Origin of the sequence: Methylobacterium jeotgali, assembly GCF_022179345.1 — a bacterium.
GTDB lineage: Bacteria > Pseudomonadota > Alphaproteobacteria > Rhizobiales > Beijerinckiaceae > Methylobacterium > Methylobacterium jeotgali.
Genome location: NZ_BPQR01000085.1, coordinates 1 through 13071 on the forward strand (window position 1 = coordinate 1; position 13071 = coordinate 13071).

The 13071-nt window shown below is 73.7% G+C and carries 15 protein-coding genes; 8 read left to right on the top strand and 7 right to left on the bottom strand.

Features of this window, described 5'->3' with window-relative positions; translation table 11 throughout:
- On the bottom strand, positions 1 to 632 hold a 632-nt coding region (locus MFF04_RS20335; RefSeq protein WP_238278607.1), incomplete at its 3' end, for a transglutaminase-like cysteine peptidase.
- Between the two features lie 278 nt (positions 633 to 910).
- Between MFF04_RS20335 and MFF04_RS20340 the strand changes: the two genes are divergently transcribed.
- The 5 genes from MFF04_RS20340 to MFF04_RS20360 all read left to right on the top strand — a co-directional run bounded on the left by MFF04_RS20340 (position 911) and on the right by MFF04_RS20360 (position 4973).
- The gene (locus MFF04_RS20340; protein WP_238278609.1) at positions 911 to 2140 is read left to right on the top strand and encodes a hypothetical protein; all 1230 of its coding nucleotides are present in this window, start codon (positions 911 to 913) and stop codon (positions 2138 to 2140) included.
- A complete protein-coding gene (locus MFF04_RS20345) occupies positions 2137 to 3303 on the top strand; it encodes a glycosyltransferase family 4 protein (protein WP_238278612.1) in 1167 nt (388 codons plus the stop codon). The genes MFF04_RS20340 and MFF04_RS20345 overlap by 4 nt, the downstream gene beginning before the upstream one ends.
- A 95-nt stretch (positions 3304 to 3398) precedes the next feature.
- Positions 3399 to 4007: a ribosome hibernation-promoting factor, HPF/YfiA family gene (gene hpf, locus MFF04_RS20350; RefSeq protein WP_238278614.1), complete on the top strand. Its 609-nt coding sequence runs from the start codon at positions 3399 to 3401 to the stop codon at positions 4005 to 4007.
- A 152-nt stretch (positions 4008 to 4159) separates the two neighbouring features.
- A complete protein-coding gene (ptsN, locus tag MFF04_RS20355; RefSeq protein ID WP_238278703.1) occupies positions 4160 to 4627 on the top strand; it encodes a PTS IIA-like nitrogen regulatory protein PtsN in 468 nt (155 codons plus the stop codon).
- A 10-nt stretch (positions 4628 to 4637) separates the two neighbouring features.
- The gene (locus MFF04_RS20360; RefSeq protein ID WP_373320129.1) at positions 4638 to 4973 is read left to right on the top strand and encodes a hypothetical protein; all 336 of its coding nucleotides are present in this window, start codon (positions 4638 to 4640) and stop codon (positions 4971 to 4973) included.
- 7 nt (positions 4974 to 4980) lie between these two features.
- Here MFF04_RS20360 and MFF04_RS20365 read toward each other — a convergent pair whose 3' ends face one another.
- From MFF04_RS20365 to MFF04_RS20375, 3 genes are all read right to left on the bottom strand, one after another.
- Positions 4981 to 5784, bottom strand: coding sequence for a YdcF family protein (locus MFF04_RS20365; protein ID WP_238278616.1), 804 nt, complete (start codon positions 5782 to 5784; stop codon positions 4981 to 4983).
- A 154-nt stretch (positions 5785 to 5938) separates the two neighbouring features.
- Positions 5939 to 6892 (bottom strand): cell division protein FtsX, encoded by a 954-nt coding sequence (locus MFF04_RS20370; RefSeq protein ID WP_238278618.1) that lies wholly within the window; start codon positions 6890 to 6892, stop codon positions 5939 to 5941.
- Positions 6892 to 7527 (bottom strand): cell division ATP-binding protein FtsE, encoded by a 636-nt coding sequence (locus tag MFF04_RS20375; protein ID WP_238278707.1) that lies wholly within the window; start codon positions 7525 to 7527, stop codon positions 6892 to 6894. The genes MFF04_RS20370 and MFF04_RS20375 overlap by 1 nt, the downstream gene beginning before the upstream one ends.
- A 252-nt stretch (positions 7528 to 7779) precedes the next feature.
- Between MFF04_RS20375 and MFF04_RS20380 the strand changes: the two genes are divergently transcribed.
- From MFF04_RS20380 to MFF04_RS20390, 3 genes are all read left to right on the top strand, one after another.
- Positions 7780 to 8625 (top strand): zinc-ribbon domain-containing protein, encoded by an 846-nt coding sequence (locus MFF04_RS20380; protein ID WP_238278620.1) that lies wholly within the window; start codon positions 7780 to 7782, stop codon positions 8623 to 8625.
- Positions 8626 to 8686: 61 nt separating this feature from the next.
- Positions 8687 to 9256, top strand: a complete 570-nt coding sequence (gene hpt / locus MFF04_RS20385; protein WP_238278622.1) for a hypoxanthine phosphoribosyltransferase — start codon at positions 8687 to 8689, stop codon at positions 9254 to 9256.
- 93 nt (positions 9257 to 9349) lie between these two features.
- Positions 9350 to 9715 carry a response regulator gene (locus tag MFF04_RS20390; RefSeq protein ID WP_238278624.1) on the top strand — a complete coding sequence of 122 codons (366 nt, stop codon included), beginning with the start codon at positions 9350 to 9352 and terminating at the stop codon, positions 9713 to 9715.
- Here MFF04_RS20390 and MFF04_RS20395 read toward each other — a convergent pair.
- From MFF04_RS20395 to MFF04_RS20405, 3 genes are read right to left on the bottom strand one after another with little or no spacing between them, the layout of a single operon-like run.
- The gene (locus tag MFF04_RS20395) at positions 9712 to 10401 is read right to left on the bottom strand and encodes a uracil-DNA glycosylase (RefSeq protein ID WP_238278626.1); all 690 of its coding nucleotides are present in this window, start codon (positions 10399 to 10401) and stop codon (positions 9712 to 9714) included. The two genes, MFF04_RS20390 and MFF04_RS20395, sit on opposite strands and share 4 nt — an antisense overlap.
- Entirely contained in the window at positions 10398 to 11963 is a 1566-nt protein-coding gene (locus MFF04_RS20400) for a bifunctional metallophosphatase/5'-nucleotidase (RefSeq protein ID WP_238278628.1), read from the bottom strand. Before MFF04_RS20400 ends, MFF04_RS20395 begins: the two co-directional genes overlap by 4 nt.
- A gap of 51 nt (positions 11964 to 12014) precedes the next feature.
- The gene (locus MFF04_RS20405; protein ID WP_238278631.1) at positions 12015 to 12968 is read right to left on the bottom strand and encodes a class I SAM-dependent methyltransferase; all 954 of its coding nucleotides are present in this window, start codon (positions 12966 to 12968) and stop codon (positions 12015 to 12017) included.
- Positions 12969 to 13071 lie beyond the last annotated feature (103 nt).

Genomic DNA, 13071 nt, shown 5'->3' on the forward strand with positions numbered 1-13071 from the left:
GGGGATGAGAGGCCGCCGAGCGAGACCCAGGCGATGGCGTCCTGGCTCTCGCGCTTGATGAAGGTGTAGCCGGTCTGGTGCCAGGGCAGGACGGCGCTGGTCTTGTTGTCGAGGACGAGGTCGCCGCGGTCGGTGAGCAGGGTGAGCACGGCGTGGCCCTCGCCCTTCTCGTCGATGACCACGGTCATGCGCATGGCGCGCCGCGGCAGCCCGGCCTTGGCGAGCAGGTGGCGCTTGAGGAGCTGGAAGTCCTCGCAGTCGCCCGAGCCGTCCTCGGCGAGGTCCCAGCGGTCGGCGACGCCCAGATGCTCCATGTCGGTCACGGCGCGGATGCTGCGGTTGACCCGGCGGTTGACCGAGACGACGCTCGCCCAGACCTGCGCGGTCAGCGCGATCCGCGCCGGCTCGGAAGGGTCCACCGCGCACTCCGCCGCATACGCCTCGCAGAACGCAACCCACGCCACCAGAGGCTTGGCGGACCCCGTCACGGTGGCGACGGGAGCGGGCGCGGGAAGCGCGGCGAGACGCGTCTCCGTGGCGCTCGCCGGACCGGCCGCGAGCAGCGCCGCCACGACCCACGGCAGCGGCCTCGACCACCTGCCTCCGATGCGACGACCCTGAACGCCACGCATTTGAACCGATCCGTTAAGCTTTCATTAACGAAGCTCTCACGGCCGGGGCCCCGCGGCAATCGCCTGGTTAAGATTGGGTTAACGCCTTGCCTCCGTGGCGCGCCAGCGGCGGCGGCTCTGTCCACAACCTGCGCGGGCCGCATCCGCGGATTCCCCTCTCGACCGGCGCTCCCCGATGCGCGACATGCTTGAGGCGTGAGCCTCATCCTCCGCGCCCCGCGGGGCACGGCCCTCGGACAGCGCATGGTCGGAACCGTCCAGCCCTTCGGACACCGCCGGTGACGGGCGTGAGACCGGGGCCGCTCGCCTTCAGCCTGCCGGGGGTCGCGAGCCGCTACCGCGCCATGGCGCTGCCGGCCGAGGCCTTCGAGCCCGATCAGGTGCTGTTCGGGGCCGACGCGCAGGCGGGGATCGTCCGGCGCCTCCTTACCGAGGCCGGCGCGCCGCCCGTGTTCCTGCCGGCGCCCGAGATGTTCCACGCGCCGGAGACCTTCGCCCGTATCGAGCGCCTGCTGCCCGCGCCTTCGCGCACAGGCGGCCCTCCGCCCCACCTGCGCTTCGGCCCGTTGCGGGACTGCCGGCTCCTGAAGTTCGCCCCGAACGCGCATCTCCTCGCTGAGGCGCCGAGCCGGCGGGAGATCCGGATCAGCGCCAACCCCTTCGCTGCCCGTGCCGCGGTGCCGGCGGCCCTCGGCCGGGTGCTGCGCTACGCCTCCGACGCGATCCTGACCGGCCTTCACGGCGAGCGGCCGGAGCACGCGGATCTGCCCGCCGGCTTCCCGGCCGCGGACATCGCCGCCTGGGCCAGGGGTGCGGACGGCCCTCGGGAGGCGCAGGCCGCCCTCGCGAGCGGGCGGATCGAGCGCCGCGCCTTCGCGGCGCTCCCGGGCGCGGACCCGACGCCCGGCGCGCCGGGCCCGACGGTGGCGCTCCCCTGGAACCTCGCCGATCCCGGCAGCGCCGTGCCCGACATCGTGCTCGCCTTCGCCCGCTTTCCGGGGCCGGCGGAGACCGGCCTCGGCCTCACGCTCCTGCCCTACAACGAGGACGCGCTGGAGCCGCGCCTGACCCGGCTCGTCGAGGAGGCCGGCGCGGTGCTGGCGCGGCGCGAGGGCGATCTCGCGCGCAAGGCCCTGTTCGTGGCGCGGGTGCGCCGGCCGGTGCCCGCCCCGGCGCTGCGCCATCTCTTCCCCGGCGTGATCCTCGACGGCGGCGATCCCGAGCGCGCCTTCGTGGAGGCGCGTCTCCGGGCGCTCGGCCTGCCCTTCGTCACGCACGATCCCGCGCCGGCGGAGGGACCCGTCGACCCGGACCGGCGCCTGGAGCGGTTCGAGGAGACGCGGGGCGTCCGCCTGATCGAGACGGCGCGGCCCTCGCGCCGGGCCTGCATGGAGCTTCTCGCCGCCGCGCAGGCCCTGTTCGGGGAGGTCGCGGCCCCCTTCGCGCCGCCGATGCCGCCTGCCATCGATCCCGCCCTGTTCACGGGCGTGCCGGGAGGCCGCGCATGAGCGCCGCGGGCAAGGCCGTCGCGGCGCTGGCCGCCCGGATGGAGGTGGCGGACGCGCATCTCTACGTCGAGGCGACGCCGCTTCTGGCAGATGTCTGGACCGGCATCCCCGTCGTCGCCGCGGCGCTCTCCGAGCGCTTCCTGGCGCGGATGCCCGAGCGGGTCTCGTTCTTCCGCGACGATACCCTGATCGGGCACGCCGACATCGCCGAGCTGCTGGCGCGGCGCACCGGCGCCCTCCTCGCGCCCGAGATCATGGGGCGGACGCGCCCCTTCGCGCCCCTCGACCTCTACCGGTGCAGCGGGCCGGCGCTCGGGTTCTACCCCTCCGTGAAGCCGGTGCCGGGGATGTTCGACCGGGAGGTCAGCGTCGTCCACGACCTCTCGACCCTGGTGACGCCGGAGTTCCACGCCGCCCGCAACATCCGCTTCCACCTGGAGACGCTCCACGCCGAGGTGGCGAGCAACGATCTCACCCTCTGCGTCTCCGACGCGACGCTGGAGGACGTGGCCCACTATCTCGGCCCGCCCCGCAGCCGCCTCGCGGCGATGCCGAACGCCGTCGAGTGGTCGCCGGACCTCGCCCTGCGCTTCGAGGCCGAGTTCGGCGGGAAGCCCGCCGAGCCCTTCGTGCTGGTGCTCGGCACCCGCGAGCCGCGCAAGAACCACGCGCTGATCTTCGCGCTGATCGAGGCGAGGCCGGAGCTTCTCGACGCCTATCGCTTCGTCTTCGCCGGCCCGCCCGGCTGGCTGGAGGACCGGCTCGCCCTGCCCGAGCCCGTGCGCCGGGGCTTCGAGCGCGGGCGCATCCTGCACACCGGCTTCCTCGACGAGTTCGCCAAGTACGCCCTGCTGCGCCGGGCGCGTTTCAGCGTCTACGCCTCGCTCTACGAGGGCTTCGGCCTGCCGGTGCTGGAGAGCCTCTCGCTCGGCACGCCCTGCCTCTCCTCGCTGAGCTCGAGCCTGCCCGAGGTCGGCCGCGATGCGGCGCTCCATTTCGATCCGCTCTCGGTCGAGGACCTCTCGGACCGGATCGCGGCCGTCGCGGCCCTCGACGCGTCCGGCCGCCGGGCGCTGTCCCGCCGCTGCATCGAGGCCGCAGCGCACTTCTCCTGGGACGCCTCCTTCGCGATCCTGTGCGGACACCTCGCCCGCCTCGTCTGAGCGCGGGCGGCATCCGGTCTCGGGCGGCGCGTTGACTTCCGGAGTCGCGGCTCCTTAACTCGGGCTCACGCCGATCGACAGGGAGCGGACGCGACATGGGTGGACTTCGGGTGACGGGTCACGGCATCGATCTCGGGGACGCCCTGCGGGGGCGGGTCGAGGAGCGGATGGCGGGAACGATCGCGAAGTATCTCGACACCCACATGAGCGACACCTGCTCCGGCCACGTCACCCTGCGCCGCGACGGCACAGCCTATCGCACGGACTGCGTGCTGCACCTCGTCTCGGGGCTGACCATCGAGGCGTCCTCGGCCGCGCACGACCCGCGGGCGAGCTTCGAGCAGACCGCCGACCGTCTTGAGAAGCGCCTGCGCCGCTACAAGCACAAGCTCAAGGACCACGGTGCGGCCGAGCATAACGGCGCCACCGTCGAGGCGGCCTACGCCGTGTTCGCCGCACCCGTCCACGACGACGAGGAGGAGGACGACGACGGCGAGGCCGAGGGCGAGGCGCATCCGCCGGTCGTCGCCGAGAGCACCAAGACCCTGCAGCGGCGCTCGGTGAGCGAGGCCGTCACCGCCCTCGACCTCACGGGCGCGCCGGTGATCGTCTTCGTTCACGCTGGCACCGGACGCATCAACGTCGTATACCGGCGCAGCGACGGGGCGATCGGTTGGGTCGACCCGCTCGCCGCGGGCGCCTGACGGGCGGCCCGCCGGAGAGGAACCGGTTCCAGGCACGGCGCTTGAATCCGGGACGGGCCCACACGGAACGGTCGGGGCCGGTCACGCTGCGGCGGATTCGAGAGGCGCTAAGCGCGCTCCCGGACCCGCTTCCCATGGGGCTGATCTCGTCCATGCCGGTGCTCGAGTTCCTCGATCCGACCTCCGTCGTGGCGTCGCTGCGCGCGCGGGCCAAGAAGCAGGTGCTCCAGGAGCTGAGCGCCGAGGCGGTCCGCCACCTGCCGGCCCTCGACGAGCGCGAGGTCTTCGAGACCCTGCTCCAGCGGGAGCGGCTCGGCTCCACCGGCATCGGCGACGGCGTCGCCATCCCCCACGGCAAGCTCGCCCGGCTCGACCGCCTGTTCGGCCTCGTCGCCCGCCTGGAGCGGCCGGTGGACTTCGAGGCGCTCGACGGGCAGCCCGTCGACATCGCCTTCCTGCTGCTCGCCCCCGAGGGGGCGGGTGCCGATCATCTCAAGGCGCTGGCCCAGGTCGCGCGCATTCTGCGCGAGCCCGGCATGCTGGAGCGCATCCGGGGGGCCCGCGACAGCGCCGCGCTCTACGCGCTGCTCACCCGCACCACGGCGCCCCAGGCCGCCTGAGGGAGTTCCGATGCGCCCTCCCGCGTCCCGCCTCGCGGCGGCCCTGACCCTCGCCCTGCTGCCGACCGGCGCCATGGCCCAGGCCGGTGCCGACGGGACCTGCGCCCGCGACGTGCTCGTCGCCCAGTCCATGCAGCGGGTGGCGATCGACCAGCTCGAGCAGACCGACGGCGACGAGGCCAAGAGCTGCCGCATCTGGCGCCGGCACGTCGACACGATGCGGCGGGTGGCGAGCGTCTACGGCCGCTGCCTCTCGGGCTCCGAGCGCAACGAGCGCCTCGCTCAGGTGCAGGCCTCGGAGAAGGAGTTCGCGAGCGCCCTCAGGGAGCGCTGCAAGGGGCGCTGAGCCCCCTCTAGCGGGCCGCGTTGGCGACGAGCGGGCCGGGCAGGCCGTTCACGGGCTTGCGGCCGCCGAGCAGCACCGCCGCGCGGGAATGCTCCGGGTCGTTCTCGACGCGGGTGCGCAGCCAGGCCGCCAGGAACTTCACGTACTCGGACGCGAGCAGGCGCGCGGTCGCCGGCTGGCGCCACCACTGGTCCGGGTCGACCCCCTCCGACACGACGGGATGGGGCAGCACGCGCTCGCCGGCCCAGATCGCGTCCTCGTCCTTCAAGGCGTGCCCGAACTCGATGAGCGTGCGGGGCATGTGATAGTTCGAGGTCACCACGGCGACGGTCTCGAAGCGGTTCGCCCGCATCCAGCGCCGGGTCTCGATGGCGTTGCCGATGGTGTTGCGGGCCCGGTAGTCGAGGTCGACGCAGCAGGCGATCCAGTGGCGCTGGGTCGGGTTGAGCCGGGCGATCTCCTCACGGGTGGTGCGCTCGTTGACGCCGCTGATCAGGAGCCGGCGCCCGTGGCCTGCGGCGAGCAGCGCGATCGCGTCCTCGATGCGTTGCGACCCTCCGGTGAGAGCGACGATGCCGTCGGCGCGATCCACGGGGAAGCGCTCGGCCCGTTCCAGGAGCGCGACGAAGGCAAGGAAGCCGGCGAGGAAGGCCGCCCCGGCGAGGCCGCCGAGACCGAGCGCCGCGAGCGCCAGGCTCCGCCGCACGGAGAGCCGGATCGCGGGCCGCGGAAGGGCAAGGCGCCGGGGCGCCTCCGGAGCCTTCCAGGCCCAGCCGAAGGCCTCCATGGGGTTGTCGGTTGCGCGAGGCATCCGCGGCGTCATCCTCCGAGGCTGCGCGGCGATTACGGCGGTCGAAGGGCCATTTGCGTCCCGCAAAGGTGCACAAATGGTTAACGCACCCGCCGACCCGCTCGGGCGAAGGGCAAATTTGTCTCTTCCCGGCCCGGTTCCGGCCCGACCGGGGTCAGGCGAGGAAGCGCCGCACGGTAAGCCGCGAGACCACCCCCGTCACCACCGAGGCGATGACGCCGATGAGCAGGACGCTGGCATAGCCCCGCCAGCCGACATGGAAGCTGCCGAAAAGCGCTTCGAGCTCCTGCCCCGCCGGTCCCGAGCGCCAGGCGCGGGCCATGAGCCCGGCGAGCGCGAAGGCGGCCACGGCGCAGGCCGCCCCGATGGCGCCGCCCCGCAGGCCGAGGCCGAAGAAGCGGCGCTGGAAGGCGCGGGCGATGAAGTCGTCGTCGGCGCCGACGAAGTGGAGCACCTCCACCACCTCGCGGTTGCCGGCCATGGCGCCGCGGGTGGCGAAGGCCACCGCGAGCCCCGTCGCGACGAGCACCAGGGCGACGACGGCGATCCCGACGCCGACGAAGGTGTTGGCCATGGTCGAGAGCCGCTGGAGCCAGAGGGCGTGGTCGTCGAGGCTCGCGACCCCCGGCAGCGCCTCGGCGAGCGCCGCGCGCAGGTGCTTGAGATCCGCGGACGGGCTTTCCGACAGGCGGAGCGTGACGAGGCGCGGCACCGGCAGGTCCGAGAGGTCGAGCCCGCTGCCGAGCCAGGGCTCCAGCAGGCGCTCGGCTTCGGCCTTCGAGAACACCCGCGTCCCGGCGACGCCGGGCTCGGCCCTGGCCAGCGCCTCGGCCCTGGCGATGTCGGCCTCGACGTCGCGGCCGGGGCCGGGCCGGATCTGGATCGTCACCTCGCGGGCGACCGAGCCCTGCCACTCGCTCGCGCTCGTCGCGGCGATCTCGGCAGCGCCCGCGCAGAGGGCGGCGAGGAAGGTGAGGATGGCGATGACGGCGGCCAGCGAGCGGCTCGCGGCCGAATCGGTCGGCACCAGGGGCGCGTTGCGCCGGAGCGTCGGCGGCAGGAACGGCTCGGCGGTCGCCGGCGCGGCGGGGGAGGGGCTGCTGGCCATCAGTCCTCGACGTGCAGCCGACCGTCGCCGAGCACCATGCGGCGCGCCTCGACGAGGTCCATGAGGCCGTAATCGTGGGTCGCGATGATCACGGAGGTGCCGAGCCGGTTCAGCTCCACGAACAGCCGCAGCAGGCGCCGGCCGAGGCCGGGGTCGACGTTGCCGGTGGGCTCGTCGGCGAGCAGCAGCTCGGGCCGGGCGATCAGGGCGCGGGCGATCGCCGCGCGCTGCTTCTCGCCGCCCGACAGGAGCGGGGGCAGCACGTGCATGCGCTCGCCGAGGCCGACCCAGCGCAGCAGCTCCACGACCTCCGCCCGGTAGCTCGTCTCCGCCCGGCCCTGGACGCGCAGGGGGAGCGCGACGTTCTCGTAGGTGGTGAGGTGATCGAGCAGCCGGAAATCCTGGAAGACCACGCCCATTCGGCGGCGCAGACCCGTCAGCTTGGCGCTCGAGATGCCGCTGACCTCCTCCCCGAACACCGAGACGAGCCCTCGCGTCGGGCGCACCGAGAGCAGGATGAGGCGTAGCAGCGTGGTCTTGCCCGCGCCCGAGGGGCCGGTGAGGAACTGGAAGGAGCGCGGCGCGATGCGGAAGCTCACGTCGCGCAGCACCTCCGGCCCGAGGCCGTAGCGCATGCCGACGTTCTCGAAGGCGACGACGGGCGCCTCGGCCCCCGCCAGGAGGCTGTCGCGGGGAGCCCGCGTGATCGTGCCGGTAGCGGATGTCACAGCGGTCGTCGCGCCCGATCCTCGCAAGCCGCCGGAATGGGCGGCCGGGCCCGGCATTGCAAGCCGGGCGCGTGCTTCACGCCAGATTAACCATGCGGGCGCACAGAAGGAATCCTGCCCCTCATGCCCGCGCGCGGTCCGGGGCCGGGACGTCCCGCCATGATGCTCACCTGCCCGAGCTGCGCCAGCTCCTTCCGCATCGATCCCGACAAGCTCGGGCCGGAGGGACGCTCCGTGCGCTGCGGGGCCTGCCGCGAGACCTGGTTCGTGTCGCCGGCCGAGGTGATCGCCGCCCAGGCCGAGGCTCTCGGCGCCGCGCCGGCCTCCGCCTCCCCGCCGAAGCCCGAGCCCGACGCGGATCTCGATACGGATCTCGATGCCTGGGGCCTCGCCGAGGCCGCCGTCGCCGAACCCGCGCAGGGGGACGCGGCGCCCGCACCGCCGCCCGAGGCCGCCCCGCCCGGTCCCGTCCTCGACAACGTTCCCCCCGCCCCGCGCCGCAAGGGAAAGCCGCGGGGCCGGCCCGCGAAGAAGGCGCCCAAGCGCAAGGGTCTGTCGCCCGCCGCCGCGGCGGTGCTGGCGCTGATAGCCGCGCTGCCGCTCGCCTGCCTCGCCCGGGTGCCGATCGTGCGGGCGATGCCGCAGACCGCGGGGCTCTACGCCCGCATCGGCCTGCCGGTGAACCTGCGCGGCATCGAGATCCGCGACGTCGACGCCTTCCGCAACCCGGGCGGCCCCGGCCAGCCGGCGGAGCTGGTGATCGAGGGCGACATCCTCGGGGTCGCACGCGGCGATGCCCCGGTGCCGCCGATGGAGGTCGAGATCCGCGACGGCGACGGCCGGACCCTGACCAGCCTGCCGGTGCCCGCGCCCCGGGCGGTGCTCGCCGAGGGCGAGCGGGCGCGGTTCCGGGCCCGCTTCCTGGACTCGCCGGAGGCCGGCCGCTCCATCGAGGTCCGCTTCGCCGACGCGGAGCCCGGCACGGACGCCCGACGCGCCCACTGAGGCATCGCGCCGCCCGCGATTCGGGCGCGCCGATCCCGCGGGCGCCTGCTATAAGCGTGGCATGACAGTCCCGAGCCACCGCGTCCGCGTCCTATTCGACGAGACCGCCATCGCTAGGCGCAACGAGGAGATCGCCGCGGCGGTGCGGGATGCCGCGCCGCGAGACCTGCTCGTGGTCGCGGTGCTGAAGGGCAGCTTCATGTTCGCCGCCGACCTGCTGCGGGCGCTGCACCGGGTCGGGCTCGCGCCGCAGGTCGAGTTCGTGCACCTGTCGAGCTACCGCGAGGCGACGGTCTCCTCCGGCCAGGTCGAGATCCTGCGCGATGTGCAGAGCGAGGTTCGCGGGCGCGACGTGCTGCTCGTGGACGACATCCTCGAATCCGGCCGTACCCTGGTCTTCGCCAAGGACCTGCTCGCGGCGCGCGGCGCGCGGCGGGTGCTGACCACCGTCCTCCTCGAGAAGCCGGGCAAGCGGGCAGTGAGCATCGAGGCCGACTTCGTCGGCTTCACCTGCCCCGACGTGTTCGTGGTCGGCTACGGCATGGACGCGGCCCACGCCTTCCGGCAGCTCCCGTTCGTGGGCGTGGTCGACTATGCGAGCCCCGATCCGGGCCTGTTCGACGGCGCCTGAACCGCCGCGCTGCAACCTTTCGCCGCGGCGAAGCTTGACAAGCGGCTGAAGGCATTGCGTGTTTCGCGCGATCGGATGGGTGACGACGGGACGATGGCGCGCATTCTCCTCGTGGACGACGAAGAGACGGTCCGGGGCTTCCTGAAGCGCGGCCTCGAGATCGACGGCCATGCCGTGATCACCGCCATCGACGGCAGCGACGGGCTCGACCGCCTCAACGAGGCCGACGGCGGCTTCGACCTTCTGCTCACCGACATCCGCATGCCGCTCATGGACGGCATCGCCCTGGCGCTCGCCGCCAAGCGCGACTTCCCGGACCTGACGATCCTGCTGATGACGGGCTTTGCCGACCAGCGCGAGCGGGCCCGCGGCCTCGACGCCATCGTCACCGACGTGCTGACGAAGCCCTTCTCGCTCTCCGACCTGCGCTCCACGGTGAAGCGGGCGCTCGCCGCCTAAGGCAGGCGCCAGTCGATCGGGTCGCGCCCGCGGGCGGCGAGCCAGTCGTTCGCTGCGGCGAACGGGCGACTGCCCGGAAAGTCGCGGGCCCGGTTGAGGGGCGAGGGGTGGCCGCTCTCGACGATCCCGTGTCGGGCAGCGTCGATCAGCACCGCCCGCGCCCGCGCCTGAGCGCCCCAGAGCAGGAACACCGCGGGCTCGGGCCGGGCGGAGACCGCCGCCACCGCCTCGTCCGCCAGTCGCGACCAGCCGAAGCGCAGGTGTGCGCCGGCCTTGCCCGCCTCGACGGTGAGCGCGGTGTTGAGGAGGAGCACGCCCCGCTCCGCCCAGAGCGTGAGGTCGCCGGTGCGGGGGCGCTCATCCGGCATCGCCTCGGCGAGGATCACCTTGAGCGAGGCCGGCAAGCGCCCGGCGCCGACATGGGAGAAGGCGAGCCCGTTGGCATCGCCCGGCGTGGGGTAGGGGTCCTGGCCGAGGATCACCGCCTTGACGGCGGGCAGCGGCGTCAGCGCGAAGGCCCGGAAGATTCTCTGGGGGTCCGGCAGGACCCGCGCGCCCTCGGCGATCCGGGCATCGACCCGCGCCGCGACGGCCTCGGCGGCGCCGTCCGCGAAGAAGGGCAGGCGCGCCCAGTCGGAGCCCGCCGCGCGGAAAGCGTCGAGTGCGGCGCGGACCGGTCCCGTCATGGTGTGCTCGATCGCTCCGGTGACGGCTCTGCGAGGATGCGCCCGCCCGCCTCGGAGGAGAGCGGCGCGTGCCGCCGGAGATAGGCCATGACCTCGTTGGCGAGGAGCCGCCCGTCGCTCGGCGCGATCAGGGTGCGGCCCTGCTTGAACCTGGCATAGCCGTTGCCGCCCTCGTAGAGGAAGGAGTTGGTGGCGACCCGGTAGGTACGGGCCGCGTCGAGGGGCGCGCCGCCGACCTCGACGGAGACGATCCGGCGGCCGGGCGCGGCGGCGGGATCGAGCCGCACGACGAGGCCGGAGACCTGCGCCATGCGGCCGGAGGGCCGCCCGTAATCGGCGAGCCCGTGCTCCAGGGCGGCGCGGAGCCCGGCGCCGGTCATCGCGACGAGGGCGGTGGTGTTGCCGAAGGGCAGCTCGGTGAGGATGTCCCGCCGCGTCAGAACGGTGCCCGCCGGGTAGAGCCGGTCGCCGCGGATGCCGCCGCCGTTGGTGAGCGCGACCTCGGCGCCGGTCGCCTCCCGCAGGGCGTCGGCCACGAGGTCGCCGAAGCTCGATTCCCGCGCCCGCACGGTGGCGATGCGGCTGTCGAGGGCGATTCCGGTCTCGCCGGCCGGCACGTCGAGCTCGCGGGAGAGCGCGTCCTCGTAGCCGCGCACGCGGGCCAGGGTCTCCGGGTCCGGCGTCACCGCGGCGGTGTCGTGGACGCGGAAGCTCGGGCGCCAGCTCACCCGGCGGTCCCGTCCCTTCCCGGCGATCTGCGCGAACACGTCGACGGAGGTGACGTAGTGGGCGTCGACGCTCGACTCCACGACGGCGCAGGTGCCGTCGTAGCGCAGGAACAGGTCGTGGTCGTGGCCCGACAGCAGGATGTCGACGAGCCCCGATTCGGCGATGGCGAGATCGGTGGGCCGGGCGGTGTGGGCCACCGCGACGACGACCTCTGCGCCCTCCTCGCGCAAGGCGGCGCACTGGTCGGCGAGGCTCGCCAGCTCGGGGGCGAAGCGCAGGGACCCGCTCTGCGACTTCTCCGGCGTGCTCGAAAGCGCGATGCCGACGATCCCGACGCGAAGGCCGCCGAGGGTGAGGACGATCCGGTCCCGCAGCCCCGGCAGCGTCCCGCCGCCGGTGTCGCGGAGGTTCGCCGCGAAGACCGGAAAGCTCGCCTCCCGCACCCGCTCGGCGAAGATCTCGGGGCCGAAATCGAACTCGTGGTTGCCGGGCACGAACACGTCCGGCGGCGCGAGGTTGAGCAGCGCCACGATATGCGCGCCCCGGTCGAAGCCCGACATCAGGGAGGGGGAGAGCGTGTCGCCGGCATGCGCGTAGAGCATCGGGACGCCCCGCGCCCGCTCGGCCTTCACCACCGCCGCGAGCCGGGCAAAGCCGCCGCGGCCCTCGGCCTCGGCCATCTGGTAGACGTCGTTGACGAGGAGCAGGCTGAAGGTCGGCTCGGGTGCCGGCGCCGCCGGACCGCCCTCCTGCGCCGGGGCGGCGGACGGCAGGCCCGCGGCGAGCGCGCCCGCTCCGAGGCCGAAGGTCTGGCGGCGGCTGGGGCGCGTCATCGGTGGTGTATCCGGGTCCGCCCGCTTCCCGGGCGGGACGCGTATAGCGCGCTACTTCGACACGAAGGTGTCGCGCACCGCCTTGGCGTTGCGGCGGACCATCGGCCAGATCCAGGCGCCGGAGGCGAGGTAGGCGGCAGGCGGCATCGGCTTCAATTCGGCGGCGAGCCGCTGCGCGAGGCCGGGATTGCTGAGCGCCGGCACGGGCGCGTCGGTTTTGGCGTAGACCACCGTCGTGTCCTCCCGCCAGTAGTCCGGATGGGGCACGAGCCCGGCCCGGCGCGCGGTGAGGTCGAAGGTGTCGCGCACGAAGCCGTGGACATGGGCGAAGTGGAAGCGCTCATGGGGCGGCTTGCCGGTGGCGGCCATGTTCGGCACCGCCGCGTAGAGCACGCCGTCGGGCTTCAGCCAGCGGGCGAGGCGCTCGATCACGTCGGCGGGGTCGCGCAGGTGCTCCATGACGTGGTGGGTCGAGATCACGTCGAAGGAGGCCGGGGCGAAGGTGGCGTCGTCCGCGTCGTCGAGGACCTCGACGCCGTGATGCGTGCGGGCGTAGGCCGCGTAGTCGCGGCCGGGCTCGACGCCGATCACCTCGCAGCCCCGCGCCCGCGCCGCGGCCAGGAACTCGCCGGAGCCGGAGCCGAAATCGAGGAGGCGGGCGCCCGCCGTCAGCTTCGGCGCCAGCAGGCTCGCGCGGAACTCCGCCTCCCTCGCCGAGCGCTTGAGGTGGTGGGGCGGCGGGCCACCGGCGAAGGCGAGCTGGTAGTCCGCCCGGTAGGCGGTGGCGTAGTAGTCGGCGAGCTCGGGCACCGTCGGCATCGGATCGGTGCGGATCAGCCCGCATTGCTCGCAGGCGATGGAGCGCAGCACCTTGAGGCGCCGGTCGCTCTCGGCGACGACGACGCTCTCGGTCGATCCGCACAGGTTGCAGGCCGAGGGCGCGCCCTTGTACGGGTAGCCCGTGAACGGCATGAAGTGGTTGATGAAGTAGCGGGGAGACGGCATGTCGCGCCCTTCGGATGCGGCTTCGATGGCTGACTCCGAGCCCTAGTTCGATATGACAGCGCCGACAACCGTGGGCCCCGGCGCGGCCGCGGTCTTGGAGAGG